The following is an 18,704-nucleotide window of genomic DNA, read 5'->3' as shown; positions in this document are numbered from 1 at the left end:
CGCGTGGCACTGCTGCCGACTCTGCTGACCTCCGCGGTGGAGGAACGCGGAGACCATCCCGCGGTGGTGGGCGCCGCCGGTGGCCCCGCCCTGTCGTATCGCGAGCTGGACGAGAGGTCGTCGCGGTGGGCGCGGTGGCTGATCGGCCGGGGCGTCGGGCCGGGCGACGTGGTCGCGGTGGCGATACCCCGTTCGGTGGAGTCGGTGCTCGCGTTGTGGGCGGTGGCGAAGTCGGGCGCGACGTTCGTCCCCGTCGACCCGCGCTACCCACTCGAGCGGGTGGAATTCATGCTGGCAGACTCCGGCGCGGCCCTGTGCATGACGGTGCGCGATTTCGCGGCCGCGGTGCCGGCCGGAGTCGAACAGGTGCTGCTCGACGATGCGGCGGTGGCCGGGCAGGTCGGGCAGCTGCCCGGGCATCCCGTCTCGTACGCCGACCGGACGCGCGCGCTCGAAGGGCCGGACCTCGCCTGGATGATCTACACGTCCGGCTCCACGGGCCGCCCGAAGGGGGTGGCGGTCACCCATGCCGGGATCGCCGGCGTGATCTCCGCCGAGCGGGAGCACTACGGGGTCGGTGCGGACGCGCGGGTGTTGCATGTGTGCTCGCCGAGTTTCGACGTCTCGATGCTCGAGTTGCTGATCGGGTTCTCCGCGGGTGCGACGGTGGTGGTGGCGCCGGCGTCGGTGGGCGGCGGTGCCGACCTGGCCGAGGTGCTGGCGGCCGACGCGGTGACCCACGTGTTCATCACGCCGGCGGCATTGAGTTCGGTGGATCCCACGGGCCTGACGGACCTGCGGGTGGTGGTGGCGGCCGGGGAGGCCTTCGGGCCGGAGTTGGTGAGCCGGTGGACCGGTCCCGGCCGGCGGTTCTTCAACGCGTACGGGCCGACCGAGGCGACGATCCTGGCGACGAGCAGCGCGCCGCTGGTGGCGGGCGAGCCGATCACGATCGGCACCCCGATCCCGGGACTGGCGGCGTACGTGCTCGACGGCCGGTTGCGGCCGGTGCCGCCGGGTGTGGTGGGTGAGCTGTATCTGGCGGGCGCCCAGGTGGCGCGCGGCTACCACCGCCGGCCGGGACTGACGGCGGAGCGGTTCGTGGCCGATCCGTTCGGGTCGGATCCGGGAACCCGGATGTACCGGACGGGAGACCTGGTGCGCCGCGCGGCCGACGGCCCGATCGAGTATCTCGGGCGCAGCGATTTCCAGGTCAAGATCCGCGGGTTCCGGGTGGAACTGGGTGAGATCGACGCCGCCCTGACGGCCCGGCCGGACATCGAGTTCGCCGCGACCGTCGGGAAGGTGCTGCCGTCGGGGGAGACGGCACTGGTGTCGTACGTGCTGCCCGCGGCCGGAACCCGGATGGACGCGCCGGCGGTGCTCGCCGGGTTGGCCGAGACGCTGCCCGGCCACATGGTGCCGGCCCTGGTGATGGTGCTCGACGCGGTGCCGCTGACCCCGGTGGGCAAGCTCGATCGGGCGGCGCTGCCCGAACCGGTGTTCGCCGAGCGGGAATACCGGGCGCCGCGCACCCCGGTCGAGGAGACGGTCGCGTCGGTGTTCGCCGAGGTGCTCGGGCGCGAGCGCGTCGGCGTGGACGACTCCTTCCTCGAACTGGGGGGAAATTCGCTTCTCGCGACCCGGTTGGTGGCGCGCCTGGGTGCGGCCCTGGAGACCCGGGTGCCGGTGCCGGTGGTGTTCGAGGCGCCGACCGTGGCGGCATTGGCGGCGCATCTGGAGTCGGGTGGCGCGGCGGCACACGCTGTTCCGCTGGTGGCGCGGGAGCGCCCGGACCGCGTACCGCTGTCGTTCGCGCAGCAGCGGATGTGGTTCCTCAATCGGTTCGATCCGGCCTCCGCGGCCGACAACATCCCGGTGGCGATCCGGCTGACGGGCCGGCTCGACGTCGATGCCCTGCGAAAGTCGGTGTCCGACATCGCGGTCCGGCACGAGATCCTGCGAACCAGGTATCCCGAAACGGACGGGCGCCCGTACCAGACGGTCGTTCCCGCCGCCGGATACACGCCCGACTGGGCGTCGGAATCGGTGCCCGGAACGGAGCTGGCCGACCGGATCGCCGACGTGGTGGCCACCGGATTCGACGTGACCGCCGAGGTGCCGTTCCGGGTGCGGCTGTTCCGGGTCGCGGACGACGAGCACGTGCTCGTGTTCGTGGCACACCACATCAGCGCCGACGGCTGGTCGATGGCGCCGTTGACGCGCGATCTGATGACCGCGTACGCCGCGCGGGCCGCCGGCCGGGAGCCCGGATGGGAGCCGTTGCCGCTGCAGTACGCGGACTTCGCGCTGTGGCAGCGTGAGGTGCTCGGATCGGAGCGGGACGCGGACAGTCCCCTCTCGGCACAGGCGGAGTACTGGCGGCGGGTCCTCGCGGATCTCCCCGCGGAACTGCACCTCCCGACGGATCGGGCCCGCCCGCCGGTGCAGTCCTTCGCCGGCGGCCGGGTCGCGTTCGATATCGATGCCCCGACGCACCGGCGGGCGGGGGAACTGGCACAGCAGTGCGGGTCGACCCTGTTCATGGTCCTGCACACCGCGCTCGCGGTGTTCCTCGCCCGGATGTCGTCGTCGCATGACATCGCCGTGGGTACCGCGGTCGCCGGCCGCGGTGACGCCGCGCTGGACGAGATGGTCGGCATGTTCGTCAACACCTTGGTGCTGCGCACCCGGGTCGATCCCGGTTCCGGGTTCGCGGAGCATCTCGCGCGGGTCCGCGAGAGCGACCTGGAGGCGTTCACCCACGCGGAGATCCCCTTCGAGCGCGTCGTGGAACTGCTCGCTCCGGAGCGTTCGACCGCGCGGCACCCGCTGTTCCAGGTGGCCATCGCCTTCGAGAACCTGCCCCCCGCGGGTCTCGAGCTGCCGGACCTGAGCGTGGCGGCGGTGCCGTTCGATGCGACCACCGCGAAGTTCGATCTGTCGTTGACGCTGCGTGAACACACGGACCCCGGCGGGGGACCGGCGGGAATGTCGGCGGACTTCGTCTTCGCCAGGGACCTGTTCGACGACGAGACGGTGGCCGGATTCGCGCGGCGGTTCGTGCGGCTGCTGGCCGCCGCCGTGGCGGACCCGGCCGTGCCGGTCGGTGACCTGGCGCTCCTTGCCGACGACGAAGCCGACCGGCTCACCCGTGCCCCGGACGACGCACCGAGCGGTGCCCGCACGCTCGCCGAGATCCTGACGGCGGCGGTCTCCCGGGACCCCGAGGCGCCGGCCGTCCGGTACCAGGACCGCACGATCAGCTACCGCGAACTCGACGAGTCGTCGTCCCGGCTCGCGCGGGAACTGGCAGCACGCGGCGTCGGCCCCGAGGACGTGGTGGCGCTGGCGTTCCCGCGTTCCTACGAGATGGTGCTCGGCGTGTGGGCGGTCGCGAAGGCCGGCGCCGCGCACCTTCCGGTGGATCCGTCCTATCCGGCGGAGCGGGTCCGGTACATGCTCGCCGACTCCGGTGCGGCGGTGTGCCTGACCACCACCTCGTACGCCCCCGCGCTGCCCGCGTCCCCGCCCCGGCTGGAACTGGACGATCCCGAGGTCGTGCGGGCCGTCGCGACACGATCCGCCGCCCGGATGTCCGACGCCGAGCGGGTACGGCCGCTGTCGCTGCAGCACGCGGCGTACGTCATCTACACGTCGGGGTCGACCGGGCACCCCAAGGGTGTGGTGGTCACCCACGCGGGTCTCGACCCGCTGCTCGGTGCCGCGGTGACGCTGTACGGCGTGACGTCACGGTCGCGGTTCCTGCACGTGTGCTCGCCCAGCTTCGATCCGTCGGTGCTCGAGTGGATGGCCGCGTTCTCCCAGGGCGCGACCCTGGTCGTGGTGCCCTCGACGATCGTCGGCGGACCCGAACTCGCGGAACTGCTTCGGGCCGAACGGGTCAGCCACACCATCGTCACGCCGGCGGTGCTGGGGACGGTCGATCCGTCAGGACTCGACCGTCTCGAGGTCGTGTCCGTCGGCGGGGACGTGACATCGCCGCAACTGCTGGCGCGGTGGGCGCCGGGACGGAGCTACTTCAACGGCTACGGGCCTACGGAGACGACGATCATCTCGTCGTTCGCGCGGCTGCAGCCCGGGCGCCCGGTCACCGTCGGCCGGCCCGTACCGGGGGTGGCCGCCCTGGTGCTGGACTCCCGGCTGCGGCCGGTGCCGTCCGGCGTGGCCGGCGAGTTGTACCTGGCCGGGGCCGCTCTCGCGCGGGGCTACCACCGGCGCAGCGGGTTGTCGGCGGCACGGTTCGTGGCGGACCCGTTCGGAGCGCCGGGCACGCGGATGTACCGGACCGGCGACATGGTCCGATGGCGCAGCACCGGCGCGGTCGCCGAACTGGAGTACCTCGGGCGCAGCGACTTCCAGGTCAAGCTGCGTGGATTCCGGATCGAACTCGGCGAGATCGACGCCGCACTGGAACGGAACCCCTCCGTCGCGCAGGCCACCACGGTGCTGCACACCGATCCGCGCGGCGGGGACAGGCTCGTCGGCTACGTCGTCGGCGCGGCCGGCGCCGTGCCCGACCCGGCGCACCTGCGCCAGTTCCTCGCCGGGGAACTGCCGAACCACATGGTGCCCGGCCACATCGTCGTGCTCGACGCCCTGCCCCTCACTCCCGGTGGCAAGCTGGACAGGCGGGCACTGCCGGTGCCGCTGCCCGAGTCGGCCGAGTACTGCGCCCCCGCCACGTCCGACGAGCAAACGGTCGCAGACGTGTACGGGGCGGTGCTCGGGGTCGAGCGGGTCGGCCGCGCCGACGACTTCTTCGCGCTCGGCGGCAACTCGCTGCTCGCGATGCAGGTCATCGCGCGGCTCGAGGCCGCCCTCGGCGTCCGGGTCCCGGTGCGGACGTTGTTCGAAGCGCCGACCGTGTCGGCCCTGGCGGCGCGGATGGGGGATCCGGTCGCGGTCCCGTCCCGGATGCCCCTGCGCCCCCGGCCGCGCCCCGAGCGGATTCCGCTGTCGCTCGCGCAGCGGCGGATGTGGTTCTTCAACCGGTTCGACCCGGACTCCGCCGCCTTCAACATCCCGCTCGTGCTGCGATTGACCGGGGCGCTGGATGTGCCGGCGCTGCAGGCCGCCCTGCGCGACCTGCTCGCCCGGCACGAGGCCCTGCGCACCGTCTTCCCCGACTCCGACTCCGGACCGTTCCAGGTGATCGTTCCGCTCGAGGACGTACCGCTCGATCTGGCGGCACAGGACGTGGCCGAGGACGACCTGCACCCGCGGATCGCCGCCCTCGTCTCCCGGGGGTTCGACGTCACCGGTGCGGTACCCGTCCGGGCGGCCCTGTTGCGGCTCACCGACCGGGACCACGTGCTGGTCGTCGTCGTTCACCACATCGCGAGCGACGGCGGATCCCGGGCCCCGATGGCCCGGGATCTGGCCACCGCGTACCTGTCCCGCAGAGCGGGCCGGGCACCGGAGTGGACTCCGCTGCCGGTGCAGTACGCCGACTACGCCCTGTGGCAACAGGACGTGCTGGGCTCCGAGGACGACCCCGAGTCGGTGCTCGCGCGCCAGTTGAACTACTGGACCACGGCGCTGGCGGACCTGCCGGACCTGGTGGAACTGCCCACCGACCGCCCGCGGCCCGCCGTGCAGACCGGGCGCGGCGCGAGCGTCGACTTCACCCTGGACGAGGCGTTGGCCGCCCGGCTCGATCGGCTCGCCCGGGATCACGGCGTGACGTTCTTCATGCTCGCGCACGCCGCGCTCGCGGTCCTGCTGGCCCGCCTGTCCGGTACCGACGACATTCCCGTCGGGGCACAGGTCGCCGGCCGCGGCGAGGAGGCGCTCGACGATCTCGTGGGGATGTTCGGCAACACCCTCGTGCTGCGCACTCGGATCCACCCGGACGCCACCTTCTCCGAGCTTCTCGCCGGCGTGCGGGAGGTCGACCTCGCCGCCTTCGGCAACCCCGACGTTCCGCTCGAACGGCTCGTGGAGATCCTCGATCCCGTCCGGTCCACCGCGCATTCGGCCCTGTTCCAGGTGCTGCTCGTGGTGCACAACTTCACCCGCTCCGAGATCGCATTGCCGGACCTGCACATCGCGCCGGTCGGGACGGCCACGGGCGGCGCCAAACTCGATCTCGAGATCCACCTGACCGAGATGCGCGACGAGCAGGGGCGGCGGGACGGGGTCGCCGGATCCGTCGTCTACGCGTGTGACCTGTTCGACGAGGACACCGTGCGGACGTTCGCCGCGCGACTCGCGTCGATCCTGGAGGCGGCGGCGGACGATCCGGGCGTTCCGGTCGGCGGCATCGACCTGCGCACCGCGGAGGAACGTGCCCGGCTCGACGAGCTGAACCGGACCGCCGCGCCGCTCGGTGACCGGTTGGTGCTGGACGCGTTCACCCGGCAGGCGCGGCGCACCCCCGACGCGACGGCGGTCGTCTTCGAGGACACCGCGCTGACCTACGCGCAGTTCGCCTCTCGGGTGGACCGGCTCGCCCGGCGCCTCGTCGCGTGCGGCGTCGGGCCCGATCGGCTGGTCGGCGTCCACATGAGCCGATCGGTCGAGATGATGGTCGGGATCTATGCGGTTCTCCGGGCCGGTGGCGGGTACGTGCCGCTCGACCCGGAACACCCCGCCGAGCGAACGGCATACGTCCTGGCCACCGCCGAGCCGGTGGTGGTGCTGACCACGACGCGCGATCGGGGCACGCTCCCCGATTCCGTCCCGGCCCTCGTGGTCGACGAATCGGACTTCGCCCCGGCGCCGGTCACCGAGTTCGCCGACCACGAGCGCCTGGCGCCGCTGCATCGGGCGAACATCGCCTACGTGATCTACACCTCCGGGTCGACGGGCCGGCCCAAGGGCGTTGCCGTCACCCACGGCGCCGTCGTCAACCAGATGACGTGGATGCGCGAGCGCTACGAATTCGGCATGGGGGACACGGCGCTGCAGAAGACCCCCATCACGTTCGACGCGTCGGTGTGGGAGCTGTTCTTCCCGCTGCAGGTCGGTGCGCGGCTCGTGGTCGCGGCACCGGGAGGCCATCGCGACCCGGAGTACCTGGCCCGCCTGTCGCGGCAGTGGGCCGTCGGCATCCTCGAGTTCGTTCCGGCGATGCTCGCCGTGTTCCTCGCCGATCCCGCACTCGAGCTGCCGGCGACGCTGAAGTACCTGTCCGTCGGTGGCGAGGCGCTGCCGGGAGAGCTCGCGGCCCGGTTCGCCGAACGCTCGGATGCGCTGCTGGACAACACGTACGGCCCGACCGAGGCGACCGTCACCGCGACCGTGCTGCGCTGTGCCGGACGTCGCACCGATGCCGGCACCGTGCCGATCGGCCGTCCGATCCGCAACACCACCACGCATGTTCTCGACGAGCGGCTGAACCCGGTGCCGATCGGGGTGCCGGGGGAGCTGTATCTCGGTGGGGTGCAACTTGCCCGCGGTTACCATGCCCGCCCGGATCTGACCGCGCAGCGGTTCGTCGCGCACCCCGGCGGGGCGCGGCTGTACCGCACCGGTGACCGGGTCCGGTGGTTGCCGGACGGTACGCTCGAGTTCCTGGGCCGCAACGACTTCCAGGTGAAGGTGCGCGGTCTGCGGATCGAGCTGGGGGAGATCGAGGCGGCACTGCTGGCGCAGCCGCAGGTGGCGCAGGCCGTCGTGACCGTCCACGACGGGCCCCACGGCGCGCAGATCGCCGCGTACGTCGTGTCCGCGGACGGCGCCGAGGCCGACGCGGACGCCGTTCGCGCGGCAGTGGGGCGCCTGCTGCCGCGGTACATGGTGCCCGACGTGGTGACCGTGCTCGGGGAACTCCCGCTCACCACATCCGGAAAGGTGGATCGCCGGGCCCTGCCGGAACCGGTCCCGGCCGTCCGTGAGTTCCGGGGGCCCACCACCGCGATCGAGAAGACCGTCGCCTCGGTGATCGGTGAGGTGCTCGGCGCGGAGCGGCTCGGTCTCGACGACGACTTCTTCGCGCTCGGCGGGAATTCGCTGATCGCCACGCGTGTGGTCGCCCGGATCGGGTCGGCGCTGCGCGCGTCGGTGCCCGTCCGCGTGATCTTCGAGGCGTCGACGATCGAGTCGCTGTCGGCAGCCGTGGAACGGCACGTCGGGTCCGGCGGCCTGCCCGCCCTGGCGGCCCGGCCGCGTCCGGAGCGGATCCCGCTGTCGCCGGCCCAACAGCGGATGTGGTTCCTCAGCCGGTTCGAGGCGACCGCGGCGGCCTACAACATCCCGATGGCCGTGCGGCTGACCGGACGGCTGGATCCGGTCGCGCTGCAGTCGGCGGTCGCCGACGTGGTCGCCCGGCACGAGGTCCTCCGGACCGTCTACCCCGAGGTCGACGGGGTCCCGGTCCAGCAGATTCTGCCCGCGGGCGCCGGTGTGCCGGCCCTGCGCCCGGCGGACGTCGACGAATCGGAGCTCCAGGCCGCCGTCCGGTCGGCGGCGGCGGTCGGATTCGATGTCACCCGGTCCGTTCCGGTTCTCGTGCGGCTGTTCCGGGTGTCCCCGGCCGAACACGTCCTGCTGGTCGTGGTGCACCATATCGCCGCCGACGGCTATTCCGTGGCGCCGCTCGTGCGGGATCTCGCCCTCGCGTACAGCGCGCGACGGGAGGGCCGCGAACCCGCATGGCGGCCGCTGCCGGTGCAGTATGCGGACTACACGCTGTGGCAGCGGGAGGTGCTGGGCAGCGAAGCCGATCCCGCCTCGCGCGTCTCCCGCCAGCTCGCCTACTGGGCCGACGAACTGGCCGGGCTGCCCGACCAGTTGCCCGTGCCCACGACCCGGCCGCGGCCTCCGGTGCAGTCCTACCGGGGAGACCGGGTTCCCGTCACGATCGACGCGGACCTTCACGGCAGGGTGGCCGCGCTCGCGGCGGCCACGAGGACCACTCCCTTCACGGTCGTGCACACGGCCTTCGCGGTGCTGCTGGCCCGGCTGTCCGGCACCGAGGACGTCGCGGTGGGCACCCCGGTGGCCGGTCGGGGTGAGGCGGCCCTCGACGACCTGATCGGGATGTTCGTGAACACCCTCGTGTTCCGCACGCGGGTCGATCCCGCCGTCTCCTTCGCGTCGCTGCTCGCGCAGGTCCGGGAGCAGGACATTCAGGCCCTGGCCCATGCGGACGTCCCGTTCGAACGACTCGTCGAGGCGCTGGCGCCGGCCCGGTCCATGGCGCGGCATCCGCTGTTCCAGGTGGGGTTGTCGTTCCAGAACCTCGGAGCGGTCGCCTTCGAACTCCCGGACCTGGTGGCGGCTCCGGTCGACGTCGCAGGGGAGATCGCCCAGTTCGACCTGCACCTGATCGTCGGCGACAGTTACGGCGCAGACGGGACGCCTGCGGGTATCGGCGGGCATCTGTCCTACGCCACCGATCTCTTCGACGTACGCGCGGCCGCGTCCATCGCGGACCGGTTCGTTCGGATCCTGGGCGAACTCGTCTCGGTTCCCGACCGGGCGGTCGGCGACGCCGATCTGCTCGGCGCCGACGAGCGGCGGGCGCTGCTCGAGGCGACGAACGACACCCGGGTCGAGGTTGCGAGCGGCGGCTGCCTCCCCGAGCTGTTCCAGCACCAGGTGCACGAACGCCCGGGGGCGGTCGCGCTCGTCGGGGACGGCGTGCAGCTGACCTTCGGGGAACTCGGCGCTCGCGTCGCCCGGCTGGCCCGCGCGCTGGTGGCGGCCGGCGTCGGGCCGGAGACCCGGGTCGGTCTGATGATGCCCGGCTCCGTGGACCTCGTCGTCGCCATGTACGCGGTGTCCGCCGCCGGGGGCGCCTACGTTCCGCTCGACCCGTCGCTGCCGATCACCAGGCTGGCCCGCATGGTCGAGGCGGCGCGGCCGGCGACGGTCCTCGCGACGGCGGTGTCCACGCGCGTCGCGAGGGAGGTTGTGCCGGAGCCGATCCCGGTGATCGATACCTCGAGTGTGGACCTGTCGCGGTACTCGGCCGCCCCGGTGACCGACGCCGATCGCAGTGCGCCGCTGCGGCCCTCGAACCTCGCCTACATACTGTTCACGTCGGGATCGACCGGGGTGCCCAAGGGCGTGGCGGTGGCCCACGGCGCAGTGGTCAACCAGTTGCGCTGGATGCATGCGGAGTTCGGGTTCGGTCCGGACGAGGTGACGGTGCAGCGGACGGTGGCGACGTTCGACCTGTCGGTGTGGGAGTTCTGGGGCGCCACGACATGTGGCGGCCGGCTGGTGGTGGCGGATCCCGAGGCTCGCCGCGATCCGCTCCGCCTGCTCGCGCTCGTCGAGCGCGAGTTCGTGACGACGCTGTACCTGGTTCCGTCCCTGCTGAGCGCCCTGATCGCGGGTGCAGACCGAGAATTGCCGACCTCGGTGCGGCGGGTGCTCTCGATCGGGGAGACGCTACCGGGTGCCGTGGCCGGGGCGTGGCGCCGGTCGAGCCGGGCGGAGCTCGTCAATCTGTACGGACCCACCGAGGCGGCCGTGTCGGTGACGGCGCACCGGGTCACGGGCGCGGACACCGACCAGGTGCCGATCGGGGTGCCCGGGTGGAACACCCGCGTGTACGTACTCGACCGGCGGCTGCGGCCCGTGCCGGTGGGAGTGACCGGAGAGCTCTACCTGGCGGGCCGGCAACTCGCGCGGGGCTACAGCGGCAGCCCCGGGGCGACCGCGGACCGGTTCGTTGCCGACCCCTTCGGGGCCGGGGGCCGTCTGTACCGCACCGGTGATCTGGCCCGGTGGACCCCTGCGGGCGTCCTCGAGCACGTGGGCCGCGGAGACTCCCAGGTCAAGCTGCGCGGTTTCCGGATCGAACTCGGAGACATCGAGGCGGCGCTGCTGCGTCTGCCCGCCGTGGCGGCCGCGGTCGCGACGGTGCACCACGACGCCGCGACCGGCGCTCGGATCGTCGCGTATGTCGTTGCCGCGCAGGGTGAGTCGGACCTCGACCTGGGGGCCCTGCGGAGCGCGCTCGCGGACGAGCTGCCGAACTACATGCTGCCGGCCTCGATCATGCGCCTGGACCGGCTCCCCGTCGGAACGACGGGCAAGGTCGATCGCGGCGCGCTGCCCGCGCCGATGCCCGAGCGGGCGTCCTACCGGGCTGCGGCGACGCCCGTCGAGCGTGCGGTTGCGCAGGTGTTCGCGGACGTCCTCGCTGCGGACCGGGTCGGATCCGACGACGACTTCTTCGTCCTCGGCGGATCCTCGCTCGTGGCCGTGGGGGCGACGCGGGAGCTCGCGCGCCGGCTCGGCCGTCCGGTGCCGCTCGAGTGGGTGTTCGCCCATCCGACGGTGGGGGACCTTGCGGCCCGGATCGAGCAGTCGGCGGGGGAGAAGCCGCCGGCGAGCGGGTCCGCCGACTCCTCCCTGGACGTGCTGCTGCCGCTGCGCGAGGGCGACGACGGACGCGATCCGGTGTTCTTCGTCCATCCGGTGATCGGCCTCGCCTGGAGCTTCGCCTCGCTCGCCGGCTACGTCGAGCCGGGCCGTGCGGTCTACGGACTGCAGTCCCCGGCGCTGTCCGGGGAGTCGGACCTACCGGATTCGATCGAGTCCTGGGCGGCGCGGTACGTCTCGGAGGTCCGGCGGGTCCATCCGGACGGTCCCTTCCACCTGGTCGGATGGTCCCTCGGCGGGGTGATCGCCCACGAGATGGCGGTCCAGCTCCAGCGAGCCGGACTCGAGGTCGGTTCGCTCGTGCTGCTCGACGCCTATCTGCCCGACGCCGTGCGCGGCCCGGTGGATCCGGTCGCGGTGGCTGCGGCGGCCTTCGGTGCGAACCGCGCCGGCGGCGGGGAACCGGCGTACGCCCTCGGTGACATCGGGATGCTCGCCGACGAGATCGATCCCACCCTCGCCTCGTCCGTCCTCACGAGCATCGACTGCTCGTTCGAGGCGCTCGAGCGGCACGTGCCGGCCCGGTACGAGGGACGCATTCTCTTCGTCGGCGCCGCGCCGCAGACCGTGCCGGATCCCGAATCGGGCCGGGACTGGTCACCGTACGTCTCCGGCGGCGTGCACCGGCACGACCTGCCGACCTCGCATTGGGAGATGACCGGGCCGAGTGCGTGCGCTCGTCTCGGGCCGCTGCTGGCGCGCTGGACGTCCGGCGGCTCCTGCCCGGAATGCGACGGCGTGGATCGTTGACCCATGGGTGAGTGGCGGCCGTGTTCGAGCTCACATTCGACATCGAACGTCTGCTGTCCAACAGTTGGATGAAACGTGTGCATTGTCTAGGCTTGGCGGGGTTCGTGGTGCGGTCGGAACGGCCGAACGGCCGGAAGGCGGTGCCGAACGGCCCGGAGGCGGTGCCGAGGTCCTTCGCCTCGCGCCACCGGAATCTGCAGGTGGCGAGGCAGATCCGGCGCGAGGTCCGGGATCTCCCCGCCGCCGGTCGCGCGCGGCGCTCCGGGCCGTTCGTCCCGTGCGGGGCGACGCTGTGTCGCGCGGCGAACGTCGCGCCGAGGCTGCGCCGACGCTCTCGCGGGGCCGGCGACTCCTGTCCGGAATGCCGGTCTACCCGTCGGTAACTTAGTTTCCGGACATACGTACAGGTGGCACGGTTTGTTTTCGTGTGGAATGGTGACGAAGTGCTCTAGCGCCGGGAATCGTCGGGGTTCCGGTGCGCGAGGCACAGTGGAGCGGCGACCGCCGGGGGAGGGCGGGCGTCGCCGTAGTTCTTGACACCCCGGCGGTGAACGGAGCCGGAATGCGCACGCGCGCAACGGCTCCGGAATTCGGAGGGGAGAGCCGATGAAGGTGATCGACCGAACCGTCCGCGGAAATCTCCGCGGTTCGCGCCGCCGGACGCCTACGGCACTGCTGCCGCACCTGCTGTCGGCCGCCGTCGAACGCGATCCCGGCGCGCCGGCGCTCACGTCGGAGGGACGCACCCTCACCTACCGCGATGCCGACGCCGAGTCGTCCCGGCTCGCGCGCCTGCTCATCGCTCGGGGAATCGGCCCCGAGGACCGCGTCGCGGTGCTGCTCACCCGCTCGATCCGGTCCGTTCTCGCCGTCTGGGCGGTCGCCAAGGCGGGCGCGGCGTTCGTCCCGGTGGACCCCCGCTACCCGGCCGATCGGGTCCGCTACATGCTGTCGGACTCGAACGCCCGCCTCGCCCTCACGGTGGCCGCGCACCGGCACGTCGTCCCCGAGGGGTTCGGCACCGTCGTCCTGGACGGCGCCGAGATCCGGAAGGAGCTCGACGCCTGCCCGGCCGACCCGCTCGCCTTCGTCGACCGCGTGCGGCCGCTGCGCCCCGACCATCCCGCCTACGTCATCTACACCTCGGGCTCCACGGGACAGCCGAAGGGCGTCGTGGTCACCCAGGCCGGGCTCGCCGCCTTCTGCGCCGAGCAGGTCGAGCGCTACCACCTCACCCCCGGAGCCCGCACCCTGCACTTCGCGTCCCCCAGCTTCGACGCGTCGGTGCTCGAGCTGCTGCTCGCCGTCGGCGCCGGGGCGACGATGGTCGTCGCCCCGCCCTCCGTGTACGGCGGCGACGAGCTGGCCGAACTGCTGCGCAGCGAGCGGGTCACGCACGCCTTCGTGACCCCGGCGGCCCTCGCCTCGGTGGAGCCCGCCGGCCTGGACGACCTCGGGGTGGTGGTGGTCGGCGGCGAGGCGTGCCCGCCGGACCTGGTGGCGCGCTGGGCGCCCGGCCGCCGGTTCCACAACGGGTACGGCCCCACGGAGACCACGATCATGACGAACATCTCCGGGCCGCTTCGGCCCGGCGAACCCGTCACGATCGGCCGCCCGATTCGCGGAGTCGTCGCCGAGGTCCTCGATTCCCGCCTTCGGCCCGTGCCGGCGGGCACGGCCAGCGAACTGTACCTGACCGGGCCCTGCCTCGCCCGCGGCTATCACGATCGTCCCGGACTGACGGCCGCGCGCTTCGTCGCCGCGCCCGGTGGCGCCCGGAGGTACCGCACCGGTGACCTGGTGCGGTCCCCGCGCTCGGCCCGCGAGGGCATCTCGTATCTGGGCCGGAACGACTTCCAGGTGAAGGTCCGTGGCTTCCGCATCGAGCTCGGTGAGATCGATGCGGCATTCGCCGCGCACTCCACGGTCGACTTCGCCGCCACCGTCGGTCACCGGAGTGGGACGGGGGACACCCGTCTCGTCACCTACGTGCACGCCGCCCCCGGTTCCGCGATCGACGCCGCCGCGCTCACGGCCTTCGTCGCCGAACGGCTTCCGTCGCACATGATTCCGTCGTCGGTGATCGCGCTGGAGACCATTCCGCTGACGCCGGTGGGCAAGCTCGATCGCGCGGCCCTGCCCGAGCCCGAGATCGCGTCGGCCCCGTACCGGGCGCCGGCCACCGTCGCGGAGGCGGCCGTCGCGGAGGCGTTCGCCGACGTGCTCGGGGTGCCGCGGGTCTCGGTCGACGACGACTTCTTCGACCTGGGCGGCAACTCGCTGCTCGCCACTCGCGTGATCGGTCGGATCAGGGCGGCGCTCGACGTCACCGTCTCCGCCGCCGACCTGTTCGACGCCACCACGGTCGCGTCGCTCGCGGCCCGGGTCGAGGCCGCGCCGGCGGCCGCCCGCGGCCTGCTGCCGCGGCGCCCGCGACCCGACCGGATCCCGCTCTCTCCCGCGCAGCAGCGCATGTGGTTCCTCAACCGCCTCGATCCGGACTCGGCGGTGTTCAACATCCCGCTCGCCGTGCGGCTGTCCGGCAGGCTCGACGTCGACGCGATGCGCGCGGCCGTGCGGGACGTCGTCGCGCGGCACGAGACGCTCCGGACGGTGTACCCCGAGGTCGACGGCGTCGGCGAGCAGCGCATCCTCGCCGTCGGCGACGTTCCGCTCGACCTCGGGCCGGAGGACGCGACCGACTCCGACGCCCCGGCCCGCCTCGCCGGCCTCGCGGGCAGGCGCTTCGACGTCACCGGCGAGGTTCCCGTCCGCGCCCGGCTCTTCCGGATCGCCGACGACGAGCACGTGCTCGCCGTGGTCCTCCACCACATCGCCGGCGACGGCTCGTCGCTGGGGCCGCTCGTCCGGGACCTCGTCACCGCCTACACCGCACGGTCGGCGGGACGGGAACCGTCGTGGGAGCCCCTGCCCGTCCAGTACGCCGACTACACGCTGTGGCAGCTCGACGCCCTCGGCGACGAGGACGATCCCCGGTCCGGGACGGCCCGGCAGCTGGCCTACTGGCGGCGTGCGCTCGCCGGCATCCCCGAGCACCTCGAGCTCGCCACCGACCGGCCGCGCCCCGCGGTCATCGGCCATGCGGGCGAACGGGTCTCGGCGCAGGTCGACGAGGCCACCCGCGACGCGATCGCGGCTCTCGCGCGCGAGCACGGCGTGACCCCGTTCATGGTGCTGCACGCGGTCCTCGCGGTGCTGCTCGCGCGGGTGTCGAACACCCACGACGTGGTCGTCGGCACCCCCGTCGCGGGACGCACGGCCCCCGAACTCGACGGCCTGATCGGCATGTTCGTCAACATGCTCGCCCTGCGGACGGACGTCGACGTCGCCGCGTCGTTCACGACGCTGCTCGAGCAGGTCCGCGACACCGATCTGCAGGCGTTCGCGCACGCCGACGTGCCCTTCGAACGCCTCGTCGAGGTGCTCGACCCGGTCCGGTCCACCGCGCGCCATCCCCTCTTCCAGGTCGGGTTCTCGTACCAGAACTTCGCCCACGACGCCCTCGAGCTGCCGGAACTGCGGATCGCGCCGGTCGAGAGCGTTTCGTACGCAGCGCGTTTCGATCTCCACGTCACAGTGGTCGACCACGGTGCGGGCGGCGGCCCGGGCGGTTTCGACGTCGAGTTCGGTTACGCCACCGACCTGTTCGACGCGCCGACGATCCAGCGCATGCTCGACCGGTACCTGCGGATTCTGCGGGCGATCGTCGCCGAACCCGACACCGTCGTCGGCGACATCGATCTGCACGACGCCACGGAACTCGCCGGGATGATGCGGGCATGGGAGGCCGAACAGGCCGACCTCACCGCCGGCCGGACCCTCGTCGACCTGTTCGACGAGCAGGTCGCGGCCACCCCGGACGCACCCGCGCTGGTGTTCCGCGGCGGCACCCTCACCTACCGGGAGTTCGACGAGCGCGTCACCCGGCTCGCCCGCCACCTCGTGGCGCAGGGAGTGGGACCGGAATCCACGGTGGCCCTGTGCATCCGGCGTTCGGTCGACCTCGTGGTGGCGATGTACGCCGTCGCCAAGGCCGGCGGCGCCTACCTGCCGCTGGATCCCGACCACCCCGCGGCCCGCAACGAGTACATCCTCGGCGCCGCGGCCCCGCAGTGCGTGCTGTCGACCACCGCCGACCGGGTCGACGCGCTGGCCGGGCGGACGGTGCTCGATGTCGACCGCCTCGACCTGAGCGACGTCGATCCCGCGCCGCTCGGTGACGCGGACCGGCGGACACCGCTGCGCGCCGCGAACACCGCCTACGTCATCTACACCTCCGGATCGACCGGACGCCCGAAGGGCGTGGCCGTGCCGCACGAGGCGATCGTCAACCAGATCGCCTGGAAGCGGGCGCACTACGAGCTCGGCCCCGACGACGCGGTACTGCTCAAGACCGCCGCGACCTTCGACCTGTCGGTGTGGGAGTTCTGGTCCGCGCTCACCTGCGGGGCCCGCCTGGTGATCACCGCCCACGACGGGCACCGCGACCCGTCCTACCTCAACGACCTGATCCGCCGGGAGAAGGTCACGACCCTGCACGTGGTGCCGTCGATGCTCGAGGCGCTGCTCGAGGACTCGGCCGGCGAGCTGCCCGACACCCTGCGCCGCGTCCTCGCCATCGGCGAGGTGCTGCCCACCCCGACGGCGGAGCGCGCGCTCGGCGCCTCGAACGCGGACCTGGTGAACCTGTACGGCCCGACGGAGGCGGCCGTCTCGGTGACCGCGCACGCGGTCACCGCACTCGCGCACACGTCGGTGCCGATCGGCGACCCCATCCCCAACACCCAGACGTTCGTCCTCGACGAGCGGATGCACCCCGTGCCGCCGGGCGTGGCCGGCGAACTGTACCTGGCCGGGGTGCAGCTCGCCCGCGGGTACCTGGGCCGACCCGGCCTGACCGCCGAGCGGTTCGTCGCCAATCCGTTCGGCGTGCCCGGCTCACGCCTCTACCGCACCGGGGACGTGGTGCGCTGGCGCGTCGACGGTGACGACCCCGGCCGCGGCACCCTGGAATACCTCGAGCGCGCCGACTTCCAGGTCAAAGTGCACGGGTTCCGGATCGAACTCGGGGAGATCGAGGCCGCGCTGCGCGCCCTTCCGGCGATCCGCGACGCCGCGGTCACCGTCCACGGCGGGGACCGGCTGGTGGCCTTCCTGGTCCCGGCCGCCGGGCCGGTCGACGTCGCCCGGCTGCGCGCCGCGCTGGCCGAGACCCTGCCCTCCTACATGGTGCCCGCCGGCTTCGTCACCCTCGACGCGTTGCCGCTGAACCCGCACGGCAAGCTCGACCGCGCGGCACTCCCCGAGCCGGTGATCGCCCCGCGGAGCCACCGCCCGCCGCGCACTCCGCTCGAGACGGAGGTCGCCGCCGCATACCGGGAGGTCCTCGCGCCGGCCGGGGGAACCGATACCGGGGCGTTCCCGGTCGGCCTCGACGACGACTTCTTCGACCTCGGGGGGAACTCCCTCAGCGCCGTGCGGGTGATCGCCCGGCTGCGCGAGCGCACGAGCCTGCCGGTGTCGCTGCAGTGGCTGTTCCTCACGCCCACCGTCGAAGCCCTCGCCGCCCGGATCGAGGCATCCGCCGGCGATCCCGGTCCGGCCGATCACACCGCAGGGTTCGACGCGGTGCTGCCCCTGCGCCCGGGCGGTTCCGCCGAACCGGTGTTCTGCATCCACCCGGTGATCGGCCTGTCGTGGAGCTTCGCCGGCCTGGCCCGCCACCTCGACCCCGAGCGTCCCCTCTTCGGACTGCAGTCCCCGGCCCTGCGCGACGACGAACCGCTGCCCGAGAGCATCGACGCGTGGGCGGCCGACTATGCGGCCCGGATCCGGCATGTCCAGCCGGCCGGTCCGTACCACCTGGTCGGCTGGTCGCTCGGCGGCATCCTCGCCCACGCCGTCGCGGTCCGTCTGCGCGCCGACGGCGACGAGGTCGCCACCCTCGCCCTGCTCGACGCGCATCCGCCCACCGCGCCGACCGGGACCGCCCCCTCCGCGGTCACCGTCGCCGACCTGCTCGGCGCGATCGGAACCGACGTCGGGTCCGACGTCGACCTGGCGGAGTTCACCCCCGCGCGGGCACTGGAGCTGGTCGCCGACCTGCCGGCCCCGTTCGACGCGCTGTCCCTGCCCCGGCTCGAACGCCTCTTCGAGGGCGTGCGCCTGTCCTACCGGCTGCTCGGCGAGCACCGGCCCGCCCGATACGACGGTGATCTGCTGTTCTTCGCCGCGGGGGAGGACGGAACCTCGGCCGCCCGCGCCGCGCAGCAGTGGCGGGCCCACGTCACCGGCACCCTGGCGGTCGAATCGGTCCAGGCCACCCACTGGAAGATGACGTCGCAGGAAGCCCTCGCCCGGATCGGTCCGGTGCTGGACCGCTGGATCGGGGGCGCCCGCTGACCCGTATCCTCCGTCGTCCTCCCGGCGACCGCGGCGGGTGATCCGCGGTCGACCGCCCGGTTTCGGCCGTAACGAAGCGCCCGACGCCCCGATGGTCTAATGGGGCTGGCGCGTGCCACCCTGCACTGTCGTGTGCAGAGGGCAGCGGCTGGGACGATGAGGGATAC

The 18,704-nt window shown here is 72.8% G+C and carries 2 protein-coding genes; both read left to right on the top strand.

The window, feature by feature from the left end; translation table 11 throughout:
• Positions 1-3 precede the first annotated feature (3 nt).
• Positions 4-12,114, top strand: a complete 12,111-nt coding sequence (locus KZJ41_RS19505) for a non-ribosomal peptide synthetase (protein ID WP_251549429.1) — start codon at positions 4-6, stop codon at positions 12,112-12,114.
• A 612-nt stretch (positions 12,115-12,726) separates the two neighbouring features.
• A complete protein-coding gene (locus KZJ41_RS19500) occupies positions 12,727-18,537 on the top strand; it encodes an amino acid adenylation domain-containing protein (protein WP_373566486.1) in 5,811 nt (1,936 codons plus the stop codon).
• Positions 18,538-18,704 lie beyond the last annotated feature (167 nt).

Origin of the sequence: Rhodococcus sp. 11-3 (assembly GCF_023704055.1) — a bacterium.
Classification (GTDB): Bacteria; Actinomycetota; Actinomycetes; order Mycobacteriales; family Mycobacteriaceae; genus Rhodococcus; species Rhodococcus aetherivorans.
This window is presented reverse-complemented; position numbering and strand designations above follow the sequence as displayed.